This window comes from Haloplanus vescus (assembly GCF_900107665.1).
Lineage (GTDB): Archaea > Halobacteriota > Halobacteria > Halobacteriales > Haloferacaceae > Haloplanus > Haloplanus vescus.
The window spans coordinates 25614-45554 of record NZ_FNQT01000003.1; the positions used below are offsets into that span (position 1 = coordinate 25614).

The following is a 19941-nucleotide window of genomic DNA, read 5'->3' on the forward strand; positions in this document are numbered from 1 at the left end:
ATAGGTTCCGGGGCGGCAGTCGACTGCCTGCCGACGGAACTGATGGGCTTTTCACGTTCGGGAGCGACGGCTCTGCCATGAACACGCGCGGGACGATTCGGCTAGCGACGCGCGGGTCCGACCTCGCCCTCCGCCAGACGGCGAGCGTCAGCGACCGCCTCTCCGCCCGACGCCTCGACGTCGACGTGGTCGAGGTGTCGACCCGCGGTGACGAGATTCGCGACGAACTCATCCACCAACTCGGGAAGACGGGCGCGTTCGTGCGCGCACTCGACGAACAGGTGCTCGACGGCGACGTGGACGCCGCGGTCCACTCGATGAAAGACATGCCCACGGAGTCGCCGCCGGAACTGGTCGTCGCGGGCGTGCCCGAGCGAGCGCCCGCGGGCGACGTACTGGTGACGCCGGACGGAAGCGAACTCGACGGACTGCCCGAGGGCGCCGTTGTCGGCACCTCGTCGCTCCGTCGCGGGGCGCAACTGCGCCGCGAGCGCCCGGACCTGCAGGTCGAACCCCTGCGGGGCAACGTCGACACGCGCGTCGAGAAGTTGCTCGGGCCGGAACTGCAACGCGAACACCAGCGCCGCCTCGACGCGGAGGACGAAGACGAGGGCGAACACCCGGACGCCTTCGACCAGTCGGTCGAAGACTGGTTCGACGGTCTGACCGAACTGGAGCGGCGCGCGATGGAGCGTGACCCCGACGTGGAGTACGACGCCATCGTCCTCGCCGAGTCGGGACTGCAGCGGAGCGGCCTGCTCGACACGGTGCCGACGACGCGACTCCCGACGGAGTCGTTCGTCCCTGCGCCGGGGCAGGGCGCCATCGCGGTGACGGCGCGCGCCGACGGGGACGCGATGGAGACGATTCGCGAACTCGTCGACGACCCGGTGACGCGGGTGGCGACGACAGTCGAGCGGACGGTGCTGGCCGAACTCGGCGGTGGCTGTATCGCCCCCATCGGCGTCCACGCTCTCGTGCAGGGCGAGTACGTCCAGGTTGCGGTGCAGGTGCTCTCCCTCGACGGGACGGAAGTCATCGAACGCACCGCCGACCTGCCGATTACGGACCACGCTGACGCCGCGGCGGACCTCGCGGCCGACCTGCGCGAGGCGGGCGCCGCCGACCTGATCGACCAGGCGCGCGAGGAGGCCGAGGAGTGAGCGAACGCGTCGCCGTCTTCCGCCCGGACGACGAGCGAATCGAGGACGCGCGGCGCCTCCTCACGGACCTCGGCGTCGACCCCATCGCCGACCCGATGCTCGCAGTCGAAGCCACGGGCGCGACGCCCCGAGACGCCGAGTACGTGGTCTTCACGAGCAAGACGGGCGCCGAACTCGTCGCCGACGCCGGGTGGGGCCCCGGCGACGCGACGGTGGTTGCCATCGGCCCGCGAACCGCCGAAGCGCTCGAAGCGGCGGGCTACGCGGTCGACCTGCTTCCCGAGGAGTACTCCTCGACGGGGCTGGTCGAGTTGCTCGCCGACCGCGTCGCGGGCGCGACGGTCGAGGTGGCGCGGAGCGACCACGGCAGCGACGTGTTGCTCGACGGCCTCCGCGACGCCGGCGCGGACGTGCACGAGACGGTGCTCTACCGGCTGGTCAGACCCGACGGGTCGGGCAAGTCGGCGACGCTCGCCGCCGAGGGTGACCTCGACGGGGCCTGTTTCACCTCGTCGCTGACGGTCGAACACTTCCTCGACGCCGCGGCGGAGCGCGGAGTTCGCGACGCGGCGATTCGCGGCCTGAACGACGCCGTCGTCGGCGTCATCGGTGAGCCGACACGGGAGACGGCGACGGACCTCGGCATCGACGTCGACGTGGTGCCCGCGGAGGCGACGTTCGAGGCGTTGGCGCGCGAGACAGTCGAGCGCCTGCGCGAGCGGTAGTCGAAGATTTATCCGCGATGCCGACCGACGGTCGAGTAATGTCTCAGCCCGTCCCCGAACTCGCAGAGCGGGCGGCGGCGTGTGCTGACCGCCTCCGCCACGCCGACGCGGTGTTGCTCGCCTCCCACATCGACGCGGACGGGTTGACGAGCGCCGCCATCGCCGCGACGGCGCTCGAACGCGCCGGGATTCCGGTCGACGTGGTCTTCGAGCGACAACTGGACGAGGCGGCCGTGGCCAGCATCGCCGAGACGGACCACGAGACGGTGCTGTTCACCGACTTCGGGAGCGGTCAGTTGGATATCATCACGGAGTACGACGACGCGTTCACGCCGGTCATCGCCGACCACCACCAGCCCGCGGACGCCGAGACGACGTATCACTGCAACCCGCTGTTGGAGGGGATAAACGGCGCCAGCGAACTCTCGGGAGCGGGGGCAACCTACTGTCTCGCGCGCGCACTCGAAGACGAGGAGACGGACAACCGTGACCTCGCGGCGCTGGCCGTCGTCGGCGCCGTCGGCGACATGCAGGGCGGCCCCGACGGACTCACGGGCGCCAACGAGGGCATCGTCGCGGAGGGCGTCGACGCGGGCGTCGTCCGCGAGGGGACGGACCTCGCGATGTACGGCCGCCAGACGCGCCCGCTCCCAAAGCTGCTGGAGTACGCGAGCGACGTTCGCCTCCCGGGCATCACGGGCGACGAATCCGGAGCGATGCGCTTTCTCTCTGACCTCGACATCGACCTGCGCGAGGACGGCGAGTGGAAGCGGTGGGTCGACCTGACCGCGCCAGAGCGCCAGACGCTGGCTAGCGCCCTCCTCAAACACGCGGTGACTCGCGGCGTGCCGTCGGCCCGCGTCGACGACCTTGTCGGGACGACGTACACGCTCCTCGCGGAGACGGAGGGGACGGAGCTGCGCGACGTGAGCGAGTTCTCGACGCTCCTGAACGCGACGGCGCGCTACGACCGCGCGGACGTTGGATTGGCCGTCTGTCTGGGCGACCGCGAGGCGGCGTTAGAGCGCGCCCGAACCCTCCTCCGGAACCACCGCAAGAACCTCTCGGAGGGCATCGACCTCGTGGTGGAGGAGGGCGTCACCGTCGAGGAGCACCTGCAGTGGTTCGACGCGGGGACGCAGATTCGAGAGACCATCGTCGGCATCGTGGCGGGGATGGCGCTCGGGTCGGAGGGAATCAGTCGCGACCAGCCCATCATCGCCTTCGCCGCCACGGAGGAGGGCGAGGTGAAAGTCTCCTCGCGCGGGACGCACGCGCTGGTCCGCGAGGGCCTCGACCTCTCGGCAGTCATGCGCGAGGCGTCTCGGTCGGTCGGCGGCGACGGCGGCGGACACGACGTGGCCGCGGGCGCGACGATTCCGGCGGGCGAACAGGCGGCGTTCGTCGCGGCGGCCGACGACATCGTCGGGGAGCAGCTCAGCTGACCCCGACTACGTGTCAAAATAACATACAAAGATAGAAGCCCGTTCGGGTCGAACGCCTATCACGAATGAGAACAGCGCGGAACCCTCCCGGTGGGTCGTGCCCACCGACCCGCACGCCGGAGGCGGTGTGAGCGACCGAGCGACGCGGCGGGGACAGAGCACCGTCATCGGCGTCGTGCTGATTCTGGGACTCGTCGTCGTCGGAACGACGGGCGTCCTGTTGCTCGGTAGCGAGGCGATTCAGGGCGTTCGCGACGAGGCGGGCGCCAGTCAGGCCGAGGTAGCCATGTCGACGGTCGATTCACAGGTGAGCGAAGTCGCCCTCGGCTACGCGAACACGCGGCAGGTCGAACTGGGTGGGCAGCGACAGGCGACGCTCGACGAATCGGCGGGTCGAATCACGATTTCGCGGGCCGGCGCCAACGCAACCGGCCCACCGCTCGTGAACACGACGATGGGCGCTATCGAATACCGGGCCGGTGGCTCGACCGTCGCGTATCAGGGCGGGGGCGTGTGGCGGACCAGCGGTGCGGGGCAGGCGCGAATGATATCGCCGCCGGAGTTTCACTACCGGTGGGGGACGGGCGCGAGCGGCGAACCGACGTTGACCTTCCCGCTGGTGGTGCTTCGCGGCCCGGCGACCTCTTCCGACCAACTGCGGTTCGTCGACGGGCCGACGAACGCCGCGTTCCCGAACGCCAGCGCGGGGATGCAGAACCCGCTGGACGCGGGCACGGTCGAAGTGAGCATCCAGAGCGAGTACTACCGCGCGTGGGCCGAATACTTCGAGACGCGCACCGACGCGGACACGGTGCGAACCGACGACGCCAACCAGACGGTCGAAATCGTCCTCAGCGTCCCCACGCGGGGGCGAGAGGTGCAGGAATCCATCGCCTCGGAGGCGCCGACGGTGACGGTCCAGAACGGCGCGACCGTCGACAGCTACAACTCTTCCGAGGGGACCTATCCGGCGACGAAAGGCGAAAACGGGAGCGTCTACGTCGGCGAGAATCTCACCAACAGCGGCGGCGGGAGAATCGAGGGCGACATGCGCGTCGACGGTGACTTCGGGGGCGGCGGTGGCATCGAGGTGACGGGGCAGCTGGTCGTCGACGGCGACGCCGACCTGTCGGGCGGTGGCATCACCGTCAACGACCGCGTCATCGCGGACGGTGACCTCGTCCTCGGTGGCGGCGGCGCGCTCAACGGCCCGGCGACCGTCAGCGGCGACGTAATCGAGGGGGCGGGCGGTATCACCGTCGATGACGACGTGACCGCGGGCGGCGACTACCGAAGCGAACCGGGGGGCTCGGTCAACGGCGACGTCCACCTCGGCGGCAACTTCTACCCGGCAGACGGGCAGAACATCCGAGGCGACCTGACGGTCGCCGGCACCTTCGAGAACGGGCCGGACGTCTACCCGAACATCCACCCGAGCGCGACGATTCAGGAGAACGGGCCGGAGCCGGACCTGAGCGACGTGTCGGCAGCGAGTGACCTCCGCCCGCCGAACCTGCGCCCAATCGACACGACGGTACAGACGCGGGTCTCGACGACTGCCGCGTCGAACGACAACGACGGGAGCGACGTGTCGAAAATCGAGGGCGGTTCCTGTCCCTGTACGCTGACCAACGGGAGTTACTCCCTCGACTCCTTCGAGCCAGAGGGAGACGTCACCCTCGACACGACGGGCGGGCCCATCTACCTCGCCATCAACGGCGACGTGCTCACCGACAGCGAGAACATCGAGGTCATCGGACCGAACGAGGTTCACGTCTACGCCACGGGCGACTACACCATCTCAGGGGGGTCGCGGTGGGACAGCGTCGACGACCGAGGCGACCAGATATGGCTCTACGGGACGAGCGACTCGGCGGTGACGATTGCTAACGGGGCCAGATTCTACGGTGTCGTCTACGCACCCGGGAACGAGGACATCAGGGTCGAGAGCGGCGCGAGGGTGTACGGGGGTCTCGTCGGCGGTGTGAGCGCCGTGGAGAGTGGGTCGAGAGTCAGCTACGACACGGTGCTCGCGGACCAGACGCCGGAGCTGACGGGTGGCGGCGGGGCGCCGGTTACCTACCTCCACGTCAGCGTCAACGAGATTCGGGTCGAAGAGGCGTAACCGTCCGACTTTTGCCGTCCGGCGGGCAAGCACGGGCATGGCCGATTTCGACCCCGAGAAGTTCGAGGACAAGTACGCCAACTACTTCACCGAACTCCAGCGGGCGTACAAGAACGCCTTCGAGACGATGAACGACAAGTACGACTCCGAGCTCATCCACGCCATCGACCAGCAGGTGCTCAACGAGTCAGAGCCGTTCTACGAGGACGGCGAGTTCCGAATCGAACTTCCCGAGAACCCGACGGACCGCGTGACGGCCATCGTCGTCGACGAGGAGAAGCTGACGACCACGCTCGACCGCTACGTCGAGGAAATCGAGGCGGAGCTGCGCTCGGTGTTCGGGCTCGGTGATGCGGACGAACCAAAGGCCTAAGCCGGTCGGTACCGTTGCTACACCCATGAGCACTGACGCCCAGGACACGAACGCCGAGGACGACCTCCGCGAGCGCGTGACCAACTTCCTCCGACGCAACTTCCCCCAGATTCAGATGCACGGCGGGAGCGCCGCGATTCAGAACATCGACATGGACACCGGCGAAGTGAGCATCCAGCTCGGCGGCGCCTGTTCCGGCTGTGGCATCTCGCCGATGACGATTCAGGCCATCAAGAGCCGGATGGTCAAAGAGATTCCCGAGATTACGAAGGTCCACGCCGACACCGGCATGGAAGGCATGGGCGGCGAGGGTGCGGAGGAAGGGATGGAGCCTTCCTTCCCCGGCGAAACGACCGACGACAGCGAGGGCCGCGACGAAGGCCCGCAGGCCCCCTTCTAAGGCCGAGCGCAGGCGTTTCTGATTCGTTTTTACAACACATCGACCAACGGCGGTGCTGCCTGCCGCGCCACTGAAAGGTTTAATCCGGGGCCGGCCGTGTCGCGTCTATGGACGCTCGTGAACTCGCCGTACGCGCAGAGTATCGCGTCGCCATCGAGGACGGCGACGACTGGCGAGCGGCAATCGAGCACGTAGCCGACACCGAGGGCGTCAGCGCGGCGTGGTTCTCCGGAACGGGGACGGTCCGCGACGCCGACGTGTGGCACTACGACCCGACCGCGGACGAACACCGCGCCGTGCGGTTCGACGAACCGCTCACCGTCGCGACGTGCGTGGGAGACGTGTCTGTCGACGACGGCGACGCCGTCGCCCGCCCCTACGCCGTCCTGACGCGGCCGAGCGGACAGGCCGTCGGCGGCTACCTCAACGCGGCGACGGCCGTCGAAGGGACGATTCAACTCCGGAGTTTCGAGGAGGGGACGAACCAATCGTGACACCGGACGACGAGCAGTACTTCGCGCGCATCGAAGACCAACTCGACGAGGCGTTCGACCGCGCGGAGCGAGCCCGGGGACGCGGCGCCGACCCGAGCGAAGAGGTCGAGATTCCGGTGGCGCGGGACATGGCCGACCGGGTGGAGAACATCCTCGGCATCGACGGCGTCGCGGAGCGCGTGCGCGAACTCGACGGGGAGATGAGCCGCGAGGAGGCGGCGCTGGCGCTCGTCACCGACTTCGTCGAGGGGTCGGTCGGCGACTACGACACGAACGCCGGGAAAATCGAAGGGGCAGTCCGGACGGCCGTCGCCCTCCTCACCGAGGGTGTCGTCGCCGCGCCCATCGAGGGCATCGACCGCGTGGAAGTGCTTGCAAACGACGACGGGACGGAGTTCGTCAACGTCTACTACGCCGGGCCGATTCGCTCGGCGGGCGGGACAGCACAGGCGCTCTCGGTGCTCGTCGCGGACTACGCCCGCTCGCTCCTCGGCATCGACGAGTTCAAGCCCCGAGACGACGAGATAGAGCGCTACGCCGAAGAGGTGGGGCTCTACGACTCCGAGACGGGGCTGCAGTACACGCCCAAGGACAAGGAGACGAAGTTCATCGCCGAGCACACCCCCATCATGCTCGACGGGGAGGCGACGGGCGACGAGGAGGTGTCGGGCTTTCGCGACTTGGAGCGTATCGACACCAACGCCGCCCGCGGGGGGATGTGTCTCGTCCTCGCAGAGGGCATCGCGCTCAAGGCGCCGAAGATTCAGCGCTACACCCGCGACTTGGACGAGGTGGAGTGGCCGTGGCTCCAGGACCTCATCGACGGCACCATCGGGGAGAGCGACGACGGCGACGAGGCGGCAGACGAAAGCGACGGCGACGACGAGAGTGACGATGCCGATGCCGAGGAATCGAGCGACGACGCGGGCGCCCCCCGCGTCGAACCGTCTGGGAAGTTCCTCCGCGACCTCATCGCCGGGCGGCCGGTGTTCGGCCACCCGTCCGAAGCGGGCGGGTTTCGACTGCGGTACGGACGCGCCCGGAATCACGGGTTCGCGACGGCCGGCGTCCACCCGGCGACGATGCACCTCGTCGACGACTTCCTCGCGACGGGGACCCAAATCAAGACCGAACGGCCGGGGAAGGCCGCGGGCGTCGTCCCCGTCGACACCATCGAGGGGCCGACGGTCCGATTGGCCAACGGCGAAGTGCGGCGCATCGACGACCCGGCGGAGGCGCTGACCGTCCGCAACGGCGTCGAGGAGATTCTCGACTTGGGCGAGTATCTCGTGAACTACGGCGAGTTCGTGGAGAACAACCATCCGCTCGCGCCCGCCTCCTACACGTTCGAGTGGTGGATACAGGAGTTCGAGGCGAGCGACGCGGACGTGCAGGCGCTCCGCGACGACCCGCGGGTCGACCTCGAATCCCCGAGCGTCGAGACGGCGCTGGAGTGGGCGCGGCGATACGACTGCCCGCTCCACCCGGCGTACACCTACCTGTGGCACGACGTGAGTGTCGAGGCAGTCGACGCCCTCGCTGACGCCGTGAGCGGGGGAAGTGTCGTCGCCATCGAGGGCGACGGCGGCGTCTCGCAGGCCCGCGACCCGGCGCAGGCGGCAGATGCGCTGGTCATCGACCTTCCGGACGGCGAGGAGGCCGACGTTCGGGGCGCCTTCGAACGCCTGCTGGTCGAACACGTCGCGACGGAAGAGGCCATCCGCGTCGCCGACTGGCGACCGCTCGCCCGGTCGCTCGGCGTGACGACCGACCTCGACCGCGAGTGGACGCTCGACGACCTCTCCGAGACGGCACGAACCTACGAGGACGGCGAAAACGCCATCCGCGCCGTCAACGAGGTGGCGCCCTTCACCGTCCGCGAGCGAGCGCCGACCCGAATCGGCAACCGGATGGGGCGCCCGGAGAAGTCGGAGGGACGCGACCTGTCGCCCGCCGTCCACACGCTCTTCCCCATCGGCGAAGCGGGCGGGAGCCAGCGGGACGTGGGCAGCGCCGCCCACGCCCACACGGACGCGGGTCGAGGCGTCGTGAACGTGCAGGTGGGGCGGCGGACCTGTCCCGACTGCGGCGCGACGACCTACCGGCCGGGATGCCCGGAGTGTGGCGGGCACACGGGCCCCGTCTTCGAGTGTGACTCCTGCGAACGCGAAATCGAACCCGACGAGTCCGGGCGCGTCCACTGCGACCGATGTGACCGGGACGTGACCAGCGCCGAGTGGCGCGAAATCGACCTCGGTGGTCGCTATCAGGAGGCCCTCGACACCGTGGGCGAGCGCGAAGCCGCGTTCGAGATTCTCAAGGGCGTGAAGGGGCTCACCTCGGCGAACAAGACGCCCGAGGCGATGGAGAAAGGCGTCCTCCGCGCCAAACACGGCGTCAGCGCGTTCAAGGACGGCACGGTCCGCTACGACATGACGGACCTGCCGGTGACGTCGGTGCGACCCGAGGAACTCGACGTGACCGCGGAGGACTTCCGCGAACTCGGCTACGACACCGACATCGACGGCGAACCCCTCCGCTTCGACGACCAACTCGTCGAACTCCGAGTGCAGGACATCGTCCTCTCGGACGGCGCCGCGGAACACCTCCTCAAGACCGCCGACTTCGTCGACGACCTGTTGACGGAGTTCTACGACCTGCCCGCGTTCTACGAGGTAGAGGAACGGCAGGACTTGGTGGGCGAACTCGTCTTCGGCATGGCACCCCACACGTCGGCGGCGGTGGTCGGGCGTGTCGTGGGGTTCACCTCGGCGTCCGTCGGGTACGCGCACCCTTATTTTCACGCAGCCAAACGCCGCAACTGTGACGGAGACGAAGATTGCGTCATGCTCCTGATGGACGGCCTCCTCAACTTCAGTCGGGAGTACCTCCCGGACAAGCGCGGCGGGCGGATGGACGCCCCCCTCGTCATGTCCTCGCGCATCGACCCGACCGAAATCGACGACGAGGCGCACAACATGGACGTGGTGCGGGAGTACCCACTGGAGTTCTACGAGGCGACGCGCGAGATGGCCGACCCCGAGGACGTGGACGTGGAAATCGCGGAGGCGTCGCTGGGGACGGAGTCGGAGTATCACGGCTTCGACCACACCCACGACACCTCGAACATCGCCCTCGGGCCGGACCTCTCGGCGTACAAGACGCTGGGGTCGATGATGGACAAGATGGACGCTCAACTCGGCCTCGCCCGGAAGCTCCACGCCGTCGACGAGACGGACGTGGCCGAGCGCATCATCGAGTATCACTTCCTGCCGGACCTCATCGGGAACCTGCGGGCGTTCTCGCGCCAAGAGACGCGGTGTCTCGACTGCGGGGAGTCGTACCGGCGGATGCCACTCTCGGGCGACTGCCGGGAGTGTGGTGGACGCGTCAACCTGACGGTCCACGAGGGGTCGGTGAACAAGTACATGGACACCGCCATCCGCGTGGCCGAGGAGTTCGGCTGCCGGCCCTACACGAAACAGCGCCTCGAAGTCCTAGAGAAGAGTCTGGAGAGTGTCTTCCAGAACGACCAGAACAAGCCGTCGCGGCTCGACGACTTCATGTGACGAGACGCCGCCGAACTCGTGTCACGGAAAGGAGCCACGCAGAACACTTAGTGTAGTCGGGAATACACCAGGACAGTATGGGGGAGCAACGCGGGCGGGGGGTCGTACTCGTGACTATCCTCGTACTGCTCGGCACGTTAGCTGTCACGGCATTCGCACCGACAGCCGTGGCGCAGTCGACAGTCAATATCACTATCGACGGAAGTACCGTACAGGACGGCAATCGCGTTGTCGTCACCGACGATCCGGAGGTGGACATCGAACTCGACGCGAACGAATCGATCGAGACGGTCGCAGTTCGAGTCGGCGGTGAGACCCGTCGAACCTTCGAGCCCGAATCGTCGTCGTTCTCCGAACGGATCACACTCGATCTCGACGACGGCGAGTACGAGGTGAGCGTGGTCGCGGAATCCATCGGCGTCCAACGAACCACGACGGTGATAAAAGACTCCGACGGCCCGGAGGTAACGTACACGTCGCCGTTCGAATCGGTGGGTTACCCGTCGAACGGCGAGGTCACACTCACGCGTGCGGATACGACATTGGCGGCCGAGCTCTCCGATCAGAACAACGTTAGCAAGGTGCGGATCGAGCGGAAATACGAGTGGCTCTTCGCCGGCAAGCGAGACCAGGTTCGGCAAACCTATCGCATCAAGAACCCCGGGACGAACATCACCCAGCCAATACTGTTCGGACTCGGTGAGAACGAACTGCAGGTCGAGGTAATCGACGAATACGGGCAGCGAACCATCCACGACATCACGGTTTCGGTGGTCGATAGTCAGCGGCCGAGCATCGATCTGGACCGCTTCGAACGCTCGGAGAACGGCGAACTCACCGTCGCGGGCACCGTCAGCGACGGTGTGAAGGTGAATTCGCTCAGTTACCGGTTGGAGAGCACGAGTCAGACGGTGAGGATCCTGAATCCAACCACGAAGGAACCCACGCGAGATCGGGTGAACACCGACTTCGAGTTCGCGACCGAGACACCCACCGGGGCGACAGCAATTATCCTCGTCGCGACCGACGTCGCCGGTAATACGCGACAGTGGAAGATTCCGTTCGATTATCAAGGCCACCTCGAACCGACGATCACGATCGACGAGGCGGCGACGCACGTCAGCGGGGACTCACTCGTCTTCGAAGGCAAGGTCAACGATACCCGCGCCCGCAAGGTGGTAGTCAAATCGACGACAGCCGACGGGGAGACCGTGCGAACGATCACCGTTCACGAGGGCGAGACGGCCGACCGTATCCCGTTCCGAGGGCGGATCGACGCTGCGGCCGGGCAAACGAGGCTCATCGTCGAAGTGACGGATATCGAAGGTGGAGTTCACCGTGAATCGATGATGTTCGAGACGAACGTGGCGTCGTCACCGTCCGCCGCCACCGAACCAGTCGATTCACCGGGGCCGCCAGCCACGACGACGCCGACGGCTACACACACCCGAACGCCGACCGCGACGCTGACGGCCACTCAACCGCTCACGGAGACGCCGACCGACGGAGACGGCGAATCTGTGGGAGTAGTCATCGGCGTCGCCATGGTCGGTCTCGGCGGGGTCGCAGTAGCCGCGTCCGCCCTTCGACGGATGGGAGCAATCTCCGGATTCACAAGCGCGATCGGTGGCGGGGGAGGGTGGCTTTTCGCCGGCGTCAAGCGACTCCTCGGCGGCGCGTTCCGCATCGGAGTTCGCGGCGGTGAACTGATCCGCGCAATCGCCGCCAGCCTCGCGTCGGCCCTCGCGGGACGAGTGAGTGGAGACGCAGCGCAGGACGAGGCAGACTGGCGCGAACGGGACGAGAGCGACACCGACGTTCCGAGCGGCGCATCAAGTATGGCCGAAGAAAACGAGACGGAGACGAAGGTACTGGCGGGGACATCGCACCAAGTTACGGAGCTGTCCGAGAGGCCAGTGGCGGAGCTCAAGCGGACTGACGTCGAGACGCTGGTGACCGGGCTGGACGCCGAGGACTCGGAGACGGTCGTGGCGGCTGCGAAGCAGTTGACCGAAATCGCCGAGGAGCAACCGGATCTGATCGCCGGCACCGAGGCGACGGCGCGTCTCCGCGACCTCCGGATGGCCGAAGACGCCGACGTTCAGGCGGCCGCCGAGCAGGCGCTCCGAGCGTTCAGGGATACCGATCTCTACTGAGCGACCCGCTATCCGTCTCGACCAAGCAAAAATTATTGGGTCCAGTTATCAATCACGCCCCATTATCGATGATTCGGACTCGAAACCGCTCCTGCGGGGTTCGAGACGGCTATTGGAACGCATGACAGACTGAGCGCGGTACGAGTGTACGCGGAGACGGACGATCGGTTGCTGGACACGGGTACGAAGACTGGCGACGGCGCACGCGGAGGCAACCGTTAACCCCACGAGAAGAGACGATATCGCCGGCCGTATTCGCTACGGTTACTCCAGATAGCCCAAATCCCGCAACCGCTCCTGAGCGTCGTCGTCCATGTTGGCGACGGCGTCGTCGGTTACGTCGGCGTCGTCGGCGCCGGTCCACGCCCCGCCGACGCGCGTCTCGAAGTCGGCGAGGGCGCGTTCGGCGTCGGCTATCAGGTCGTCGTCGCCGCTGGCGAGGGTCGTCTCCTCGCCGGGGTCGGTGTCGAGGCGGTAGGCCTCGTCCTCGATACGGTCGATGCGGACGTACTTCGCGTCGGGGCGGCGAGAGGCGCGCATCCGGGAGTAGAAGCGCGAGTCCTCGGGGATGTCGATGCCGGCGGCGGCGGCTTTCTCCTCCAGTTGCTTGAGTTCGACCACGGGTCGCGAGTACTCGACGAAGCCGTAGTCGCCGTCGGGCGCGGCGGCCTGGCCGGGGTCGGGGTCAGTCACGCTGTCGAACGCACGGTAGTCGTCGCTGAGGAGGGAGCGCGTCGGGTCGCGGGAAACGGCGGTGTCGCCGGCGGTGGCTGGGTCGCCGCCGTCGACGTCGAGGGCGTCGAGGACGGTGTGGTACAGGTCGACGAGTTCGACGGTGTCGGTCCGGCGGTCGGCGTCCAAGTCGGGATGTTTGACCATCAGCGGGACGTTCACCAGCGGGTCGTAGAGGCAGAACTCGTGGCCGTACAGGTCGTGTTCGCCGTGGAGTTCGCCGTGGTCGGCACAGACGACGACGGTGGTGTCCTCCCACTCGCCGCGCTCTTTGAGCCAGTCGAACAGGCGGGTGAGCTGGGCGTCGATATGGGCGATTTCGGCGTCGTAGAGCCCGCGGATGTCGTCCCACTCCTCGTCGTCGATGTCGCGCGCACCCGAGTTGAACTCCTTCGAGTTCTGGCAGATTTCGTCGGAATCGGCGCCGGGCGCGAACTCTGCGGCGAACTCCTCGGGCGGGTGGTAGGGGAGGTGGGCGTCCATCAGGTTGATGAACGCGAACCAGTCGTCGGAGTCTGCGATGAACTCTTGGGTGCGGTCGATGACGGCGGGCGTCTTGGAGTCGGCGCTCTCGCCGCCGGCGAAATACTCGTGGGCGACGTTGCCGAGGGAGACGAGTTTGTCGGCGATGGTTCGCAGGCGGTCGTTGTCGTTCATCGTCTTCCACGCGCGGGCGAGGGGCCCGGAGAGCAAGTCGCCGGGCATCACCTCGAAGAAGTTGTCCTGCGCGTCGAAGCCGTCGGTGAGGTGAGTGTAGGGCGTAATCCAGGCGTTCGAGGAGTAACAGGCGGTGTCGTAGCCCGCGTCAGAGAGCGTCTCGGCGAGGGTCGTCGCGCCTTCGAGGTAGGGATTCTCCTGGTCGGCGCCGTGTTGGCTGGGGTACAGGCCGGTAAAGAGTGAGGCGTGGACCGGCAGCGTCCACGGCGCGGGGGCGACGGCTTCCTCGAAGACGGTCGCCTCGGTGGCGAAGTCGTCCAGACCGGGCGTCGTCGGCCGGTCGTAGCCGTACGGTGTGAGGTGGTCCGCCCGCACCGTGTCCATAACGACGAAGAGGACGTTCCCGGGGGCGTCGCTCGTCATAGCCGTCAGTGCGTGGGTCGAGCGAATAAAGCCCGTGGTCGCCGCTACCGCCAGTCGTCAAGTCGGGACGCGTCGCGAAGCTGGATAGACAGCCACGCGTCGTCGCGCGAGACGTCCGCGATGACGAATTCGGATGCCCCAGGCCCGTCGTCGACGGAAGCCATGACATCCGCACCCTGCCCCCCGACAGCGGTTACGTCGGTCGCCATGTGTGTTAGATACTCCCAATCGAATATAAAAACACCGATACGACGGTCAGCCGACACGGTGTTCGCAGAGTATTAGAGGGTGGGCGGCGGAACGGGGGACATGCACGTAGCCGACGCGATGACGCCCCGTTCGGACGTCGTGACCGTCGCTCTCCCGGGAACCCGGGACGACGCGCTCGAATATCTCCAGGAACGGGGCTTCTCGTCTATTCCCGTCGTCAAAGAGACCGACGACGGCGAGGTGTACCGCGGCCTCGTCTCGCGGGACGACCTCATCGAGAACCCCGACGAAGACCAGTTGGCGCTCCTGATGCGCGAGGTGCCGACGACGACGCCGGAGACGGACATCGTCGATGTGGCCGAGCTGATGCAGACCGAAGGTGCCCGACGGGTGCCCGTCGTCGACGACGGACTGGTGGGCATCATCACCGTGACGGACGTGGTTCGGGCCATCGCCCGCGGTGAAGTCGACGGCGACACCACGGTCGACACGCTGGCGACCCCGGAAGTGAACACCACCTACGTCGAGACGCCGCTGACGGTCGCGGAACGCGAAATCAACTACGCGAACGTCCCCTACGCCGTCGTCCTCGACGACGAGGGCGGGATGGCAGGGATACTCACCGAAGTCGACATCATCGACGTAGCACGCGTCGTCGAGGGTGAGGACGACACAGGCGAGAGCATCGCCAATCAGGACGACGAGTGGATGTGGGAGGGAATCAAGGCCGTCGGGAACCGCTACTTCCCGACCCGGAACGTCGAGATTCCGCGCGAACCCGTCGCGACGTTCATGACCGAGGACGTGGTGACCGTCTCGGGCCACAAGACGGCCCGAGAGGTGGCGAAGGTCCTCCTCTCGAACGACGTGGAACAGGTACCGCTGGTCGACGGCGGGGCGCTCGTGGGCATCGTCCGCGACGTCGATCTGTTGCGAGGCGTCTGAGGATGGACCGGACGCGCGCCATCACCGAACTCGCGAAGCGCCGTGGCTTCTTCTTCGGCGCTGACGAAGCCTACGGCGGCGTCGCCGGGTTCTACACCTTCGGCCCGGAGGGCGCGGCGCTCAAGCGCAACGTCGAGGCCGCGTGGCGGGACCGCTTCACCGTCCGCGAGGGCAACGACGAAATCGAGGCGCCGACCATCGCCCCCGAACCCGTCTTCGAGGCGTCGGGTCACCTCGACGGCTTCGACGACATGCTCGTCGAGTGTGGCGAGTGTGGCGAGAGCCACCGCGCTGACCACCTCATCGAGGACGCGACGGACATCGAGGAGGCCGAGAGCCTGCCGATTCCGGAAGTGGAAGAACTCGTCGCCGCACACGAAATCGCCTGCCCCTCCTGTGGGGCGCCTCTCGCCGGCCGGTCCGTCGAGGAGTTCAACCTCATGTTCGAGACGTCGATTGGTCCCGGCTCCGGTCAGCCGGGCTATCTGCGTCCCGAGACGGCACAGGGCATCTTCGTGGAGTTCCCGCGACTCAAGGAGTACGCCCGCAACCAGTTGCCGTTCGGCGTCACCCAAATCGGTCGCGCCTACCGCAACGAGATCAGCCCGCGCAAGGGCATCGTCCGCACGCGGGAGTTCACGCAGGCGGAACTTGAGCAGTTCGTCGACCCCGACGCCGACGAGCCACCTCTCGACCGGGTGGCGGACGTATCGCTTCGCCTCTATCCCGCCGACGAACAGGAGGACCCGGAGGGCGGCTACGTCGAGCGAACGGTCGGCGAGGCCGTGGAGGAAGGCATCATCGAGAGCGACTGGGTGGCCTACTACCTCGGCGTCGCGCGCGAGTGGTACGAACGCATCGGCGTCGACGACGACCGCTTCCGCTTCCGTCAGCATCTCCCGGGCGAACGCGCTCACTACGCCGCGGACTGCTGGGACGCCGAGAGCGAGGTGAGCGGTGCGGTGAGCGACGACCCCACCGTCGGCGACTGGATAGAGATTGCGGGCTTCGCCTACCGAGGGGACTACGACCTCTCGAAACACGCCGAGCACAGCGACGACGACTTCACTGTCTTCCAGCAGTACGACGAACCGAAGACGGTCGAACGCGCCGTCGTCGAACCCGACATGAGCGTGCTGGGGCCGGAGTTCGGCGGGAAAGCAGGAAACGTCGCCGACGAACTGCGCGCCCTCGCGGAGCGCGACCCGTCGGCGTTCGAGGCCGACGAGGTGACGGTCACCGTCGACGGCGAGGACGTGACCGTCGACGCCGACGTGGCCAACTTCCGCATCGAGGAGCAGACGGAGGCGGGCGAACACGTCACCCCGCACATCGTCGAACCCTCCTTCGGCGTCGACCGGACGGTCTACACCCTCCTCGCGCACGGGTACGACGAGGACGAGGTCGACGACGAGGAGCGGACCTACCTCTCGCTGGCGCCCGAGGTGGCGCCGACCGACGTGGCGGTGTTCCCGCTGGTGAGCGACGACGCGCTGGAGACGCTGGCCGACGACGTGGTGGCCGACCTCCGCGAGGCGGGGCTGTCGGTGGCCCACGACGACTCGGGGAACATCGGCCGTCGCTACCGCCGACAGGACGAAGTCGGCACGCCGCTGTCGGTGACAGTCGACCACGAGAGCATCGAGAACGACCCGACGACGGTGACGGTGCGGGACCGCGACACGACGGCGCAGGTCCGTGTGCCGGTCGCCGACCTCGCGACGGAACTGCAGGTCGTCCTCCAGAGCGGAGGTAGCTTCGACCGCCTGCTGGAGTCGTACGAACGAATCGACACCGACGTGACGCGCTCCTGACGATGGCGCGGGGACGAGGCCACGCATGACGAGCGGCCCGGAACTCCGGCGGCGGGGCGTCCACGCCAGCGGGGTGGGCTTTCCCGCGCTCTACATGCTGGGCCTCGTGGACTGGCAGACGCTCCGATATCTCCTCGTCTTCGCGGCCGTCGTCGCCGCAGTCTTGGAGACGATTCGGCTCCTCGTCGGCCTCGACTGGCAGATTTACGAGACGCTGACCCGCGAGTACGAACGGGACAACGTCGCCGGCTACGCGCTCTACATGTTCAGCATGACAGCCGTCGCGTGGGTGCCGGTGTTCGACCCGCCGGTCGCCGTGGCCGGCATGTTGATGCTCGCCATCGGCGACCCCGTGAGCGGCCTCCTCGGGTCGAACGAAGCGGGGCGAGCCAAGCGCGCGGGCGTCATCGCCGCGATGTTCGTCGTCTGTTTCTCGCTGGGGGTGCTGGCGCTGACGCCGAGTATCACACTCCCCGTCGCCGTCGTCGCCGCGGCGGTCGGTGGCGCGGGCGCCACGGTCGCAGACGGATTCACACCCGTCGTGCGCGGCTACGTCCTCGACGACAACCTCACCATCCCGCCGGCGGCGTGCGTGGGGATTTGGGTCGTGTTGCGCGTACTGGCGTGAACAGAAAAGGGGCTGGTCGGCTTACCAGCGCTTGTAGGGCAGGAACTTGCCGTCGTAGGTGATGACGACGTGGTCACCGTCGGGGCGTTCCTCTCGCTGGACGTCCACCTCGAAGTCGATGGCGCTCATGATGCCGTCACCGAACTCCTCGTGGATGACGGCCTTCATGGCCCGGCCGTACACCTGCGGGACCTCGTAGAACCGGTAGATGCAGGGGTCGGAGGGAATCGTCGGGTCCTCCATGCCCTTCATCGGCGCCTCCTGAAGCGTCTCGGCGACGGGGGCACCGAGGTCGAGTTCGCTCGTGAGCGCGTTGGCATCCTCTGCGGTCATGCTCGCCGCATCGAAGATAGCAGAGGCGACGAACATCTTGCTTCGCCCCGGCACGAGGTCAGCTAGCTCCTCGTAGGTGAGGCCGCGCTCCTCCTTCTCGGTCAGAATCCGCGCTCGCATCTCGGATTTGGTCAACTTGTTCTCGCGTTCTGGGATGTTCATTGTCGATATCTCCCACCCGAATCGAATTGGAAGTATCATAAATCGTTTGCCCTGAATTTGTGCCTATTTGTTAGGATATTACTGGATATAATAGGTAAATATACAGTATTTTGCGCCCAATTTCTTATTTTATCCATCGAGAGTCAAAGGACGATCGCCCCGAGAACGGACCGCTGACGACGCGAGCGTTCGGACGGACAGCGGCGACGACGCAGCCGGCATCTCTCGACACTCGTTTTCTGCAACTCAAGACCTTATATTTGGACAAACACATCAAATATCTCTGAGATACCCCTAGGAATGGAACCTTCTTGGGTGAAAAAATAGATGACCAATGAGCAGTCTTATATACCGGGAATCGAATCGGTTACTCGTCCGAAGATGAATATGAGCGAACCTAATCCGGGAAAAGAAGAACAGACGTTTGATTCGAAGCGGCCGAAGATGACGGTGCGACCGAGTCTCGGGCTAGAAGCGAACGTCCCGCGGGCACGGGGCGCGGTAGACACGGAGGAGCAGTAAGATGTACGATAACACGCTCGAAGGCGTCAGCGAGGCGGCAGCGGCACAGGTCGAACTCATCGACAAGAAACTTCCCGCCTACCTCATCCACGCGGGGATGGCGGGTGCGTACATCGGCCTCGCGATTCTCCTCATCTTCGCACTGGGGACGCCGATGGTCGGGACGCCGCTAGAACCGATTCGTGGCGTCGTGATGGCCGCGATGTTCGGCATCGCACTCAGTCTCGTCATCATCGCTGGCTCCGAGCTGTTCACCGGCAACGCGATGATCATGGGCGTGGGTGCCCTCGAGGGGCGCACCAGCTGGGGCGCACTCGGCAAGGTGTGGGTATGGTCGTGGGTCGGCAACCTCTTCGGCTCCCTGCTCGTCGCCGCGATGGCCGCGTGGGGCGGCGTCTTCTCGGACCCGACGCTGGTCTACGCCGTCGCAGAGACGAAGATGACCCTCTCGCCGCTGGAACTGTTCATCCAGGGTATCTTCTGTAACTGGCTGGTCGTGCTCGCGGTGTGGAGCAACTTCCGTCTGGACAACGCCGTCGCCAAACTCATCATGATTTGGTGGTGCCTGCTGGCGTTCATCGGGACGGGCTTCGAACACAGCGTCGCCAACATGACGGTGCTCTCGCTGGCGAACTTCCTGACGATGACGACGGGACAGGCTGCGCCCGCGGCCATCAACTGGATCAACATGGCCTACAACATCTCCATCGTCACCGTCGGCAACACCTTCGCCGGCGTCGTCATGATGGGTGCCGCGTACTGGTACATCAACGAGTCGTACAAGATCGACCTGTCCTCCGACGACACCTTCGGCGGCGAAGGCAGCGTCGCGAGCGCAGACGACTAGCGGACAGTCACGTTCTGAGGCGCGCGACCGACGCACATTCGACCGCACGGCTGACGAACGGCGCAGGCATTTTCCGAATATTGCACAACGAACGTTCACTCTATCCGATTTGAGTGAACGAAATACAACCTTATATCCGGTATATCCCATAATAAACCGGACAGCCATCGACTCAGACAGCCGAAAATAGGCATTTGTAAACGGTTATGCTTATAATC

At 66.3% G+C, this 19941-nt stretch carries 16 protein-coding genes; 13 read left to right on the forward strand and 3 right to left on the reverse strand.

What is annotated here, in order from left to right; translation table 11 throughout:
• Window positions 1-77 precede the first annotated feature (77 nt).
• The 9 genes from hemC (at window position 78) to BLU18_RS10105 (ending at window position 12450) form a co-directional block, all read left to right on the forward strand.
• On the forward strand, window positions 78-1163 hold the full coding sequence (gene hemC, locus BLU18_RS10065) for a hydroxymethylbilane synthase (RefSeq protein WP_092634627.1): 1086 nt from the start codon (window positions 78-80) through the stop codon (window positions 1161-1163).
• Window positions 1160-1888 (forward strand): uroporphyrinogen-III synthase, encoded by a 729-nt coding sequence (locus BLU18_RS10070; protein WP_092634630.1) that lies wholly within the window; start codon window positions 1160-1162, stop codon window positions 1886-1888. Before hemC ends, BLU18_RS10070 begins: the two co-directional genes overlap by 4 nt.
• Window positions 1889-1926: 38 nt before the next feature.
• Window positions 1927-3333 (forward strand): RecJ family nuclease, encoded by a 1407-nt coding sequence (locus BLU18_RS10075; RefSeq protein WP_092634632.1) that lies wholly within the window; start codon window positions 1927-1929, stop codon window positions 3331-3333.
• A gap of 127 nt (window positions 3334-3460) precedes the next feature.
• On the forward strand, window positions 3461-5458 hold the full coding sequence (locus tag BLU18_RS10080) for a DUF7289 family protein (RefSeq protein ID WP_092634634.1): 1998 nt from the start codon (window positions 3461-3463) through the stop codon (window positions 5456-5458).
• A 37-nt stretch (window positions 5459-5495) separates the two neighbouring features.
• Window positions 5496-5831 carry a DUF5783 family protein gene (locus BLU18_RS10085; RefSeq protein WP_092634636.1) on the forward strand — a complete coding sequence of 112 codons (336 nt, stop codon included), beginning with the start codon at window positions 5496-5498 and terminating at the stop codon, window positions 5829-5831.
• 25 nt (window positions 5832-5856) lie between these two features.
• Window positions 5857-6231, forward strand: a complete 375-nt coding sequence (locus BLU18_RS10090; RefSeq protein ID WP_092634638.1) for a NifU family protein — start codon at window positions 5857-5859, stop codon at window positions 6229-6231.
• 107 nt (window positions 6232-6338) lie between these two features.
• Complete coding sequence (locus BLU18_RS10095) at window positions 6339-6725, forward strand: PPC domain-containing DNA-binding protein (protein WP_092634640.1); 387 nt, start codon at window positions 6339-6341, stop codon at window positions 6723-6725.
• The gene (locus tag BLU18_RS10100) at window positions 6722-10294 is read left to right on the forward strand and encodes a DNA polymerase II large subunit (RefSeq protein ID WP_092634642.1); all 3573 of its coding nucleotides are present in this window, start codon (window positions 6722-6724) and stop codon (window positions 10292-10294) included. The genes BLU18_RS10095 and BLU18_RS10100 overlap by 4 nt, the downstream gene beginning before the upstream one ends.
• Before the next feature lie 77 nt (window positions 10295-10371).
• On the forward strand, window positions 10372-12450 hold the full coding sequence (locus tag BLU18_RS10105; protein ID WP_143025257.1) for a hypothetical protein: 2079 nt from the start codon (window positions 10372-10374) through the stop codon (window positions 12448-12450).
• Between the two features lie 264 nt (window positions 12451-12714).
• Here the strand turns inward: BLU18_RS10105 and BLU18_RS10110 are convergent, their stop codons facing one another.
• Together BLU18_RS10110 and BLU18_RS14905 are read right to left on the reverse strand one after the other, a co-directional pair.
• Entirely contained in the window at window positions 12715-14262 is a 1548-nt protein-coding gene (locus tag BLU18_RS10110; protein WP_092634647.1) for a sulfatase, read from the reverse strand.
• Between the two features lie 44 nt (window positions 14263-14306).
• Window positions 14307-14471: a DUF7556 family protein gene (locus BLU18_RS14905; RefSeq protein ID WP_176791225.1), complete on the reverse strand. Its 165-nt coding sequence runs from the start codon at window positions 14469-14471 to the stop codon at window positions 14307-14309.
• Between the two features lie 100 nt (window positions 14472-14571).
• Between BLU18_RS14905 and BLU18_RS10115 the strand changes: the two genes are divergently transcribed.
• Genes BLU18_RS10115 through BLU18_RS10125 form a run of 3 tightly spaced genes read left to right on the forward strand, consistent with a single transcriptional unit; the run spans window position 14572 to window position 17859 of the window.
• Window positions 14572-15417, forward strand: coding sequence for a CBS domain-containing protein (locus BLU18_RS10115; protein ID WP_092634649.1), 846 nt, complete (start codon window positions 14572-14574; stop codon window positions 15415-15417).
• Window positions 15418-15419: 2 nt separating this feature from the next.
• Window positions 15420-17231, forward strand: coding sequence for a glycine--tRNA ligase (gene glyS, locus BLU18_RS10120; protein ID WP_092634651.1), 1812 nt, complete (start codon window positions 15420-15422; stop codon window positions 17229-17231).
• Window positions 17232-17256: 25 nt separating this feature from the next.
• Window positions 17257-17859: a diacylglycerol/polyprenol kinase family protein gene (locus BLU18_RS10125; protein WP_092634653.1), complete on the forward strand. Its 603-nt coding sequence runs from the start codon at window positions 17257-17259 to the stop codon at window positions 17857-17859.
• Between the two features lie 21 nt (window positions 17860-17880).
• Here the strand turns inward: BLU18_RS10125 and cynS are convergent, their stop codons facing one another.
• Entirely contained in the window at window positions 17881-18354 is a 474-nt protein-coding gene (gene cynS / locus BLU18_RS10130) for a cyanase (RefSeq protein ID WP_092634655.1), read from the reverse strand.
• Window positions 18355-18877: 523 nt separating this feature from the next.
• Here cynS and BLU18_RS10135 point away from each other — a divergent pair.
• Window positions 18878-19723, forward strand: a complete 846-nt coding sequence (locus BLU18_RS10135) for a formate/nitrite transporter family protein (RefSeq protein ID WP_092634657.1) — start codon at window positions 18878-18880, stop codon at window positions 19721-19723.
• The last annotated feature ends 218 nt before the right edge of the window (window positions 19724-19941 follow it).

Excerpts from the sequence above, each read along its gene's own strand:
- BLU18_RS10105 (WP_143025257.1), top strand. The coding sequence starts at position 10,372 with ATGGGGGAGCAACGCGGGCGGGGGGTCGTACTCGTGACTATCCTCGTA.
- BLU18_RS14905 (WP_176791225.1), bottom strand. The coding sequence starts at position 14,471 with ATGGCGACCGACGTAACCGCTGTCGGGGGGCAGGGTGCGGATGTCATG.
- BLU18_RS10125 (WP_092634653.1), top strand. The coding sequence starts at position 17,257 with ATGACGAGCGGCCCGGAACTCCGGCGGCGGGGCGTCCACGCCAGCGGG.
- glyS (WP_092634651.1), top strand. The coding sequence starts at position 15,420 with ATGGACCGGACGCGCGCCATCACCGAACTCGCGAAGCGCCGTGGCTTC.
- cynS (WP_092634655.1), bottom strand. The coding sequence starts at position 18,354 with ATGAACATCCCAGAACGCGAGAACAAGTTGACCAAATCCGAGATGCGA.
- BLU18_RS10110 (WP_092634647.1), bottom strand. The coding sequence starts at position 14,262 with ATGACGAGCGACGCCCCCGGGAACGTCCTCTTCGTCGTTATGGACACG.
- BLU18_RS10075 (WP_092634632.1), top strand. The coding sequence starts at position 1,927 with ATGTCTCAGCCCGTCCCCGAACTCGCAGAGCGGGCGGCGGCGTGTGCT.
- BLU18_RS10090 (WP_092634638.1), top strand. The coding sequence starts at position 5,857 with ATGAGCACTGACGCCCAGGACACGAACGCCGAGGACGACCTCCGCGAG.
- hemC (WP_092634627.1), top strand. The coding sequence starts at position 78 with ATGAACACGCGCGGGACGATTCGGCTAGCGACGCGCGGGTCCGACCTC.
- BLU18_RS10135 (WP_092634657.1), top strand. The coding sequence starts at position 18,878 with ATGTACGATAACACGCTCGAAGGCGTCAGCGAGGCGGCAGCGGCACAG.
- BLU18_RS10085 (WP_092634636.1), top strand. The coding sequence starts at position 5,496 with ATGGCCGATTTCGACCCCGAGAAGTTCGAGGACAAGTACGCCAACTAC.
- BLU18_RS10115 (WP_092634649.1), top strand. The coding sequence starts at position 14,572 with ATGCACGTAGCCGACGCGATGACGCCCCGTTCGGACGTCGTGACCGTC.
- BLU18_RS10095 (WP_092634640.1), top strand. The coding sequence starts at position 6,339 with ATGGACGCTCGTGAACTCGCCGTACGCGCAGAGTATCGCGTCGCCATC.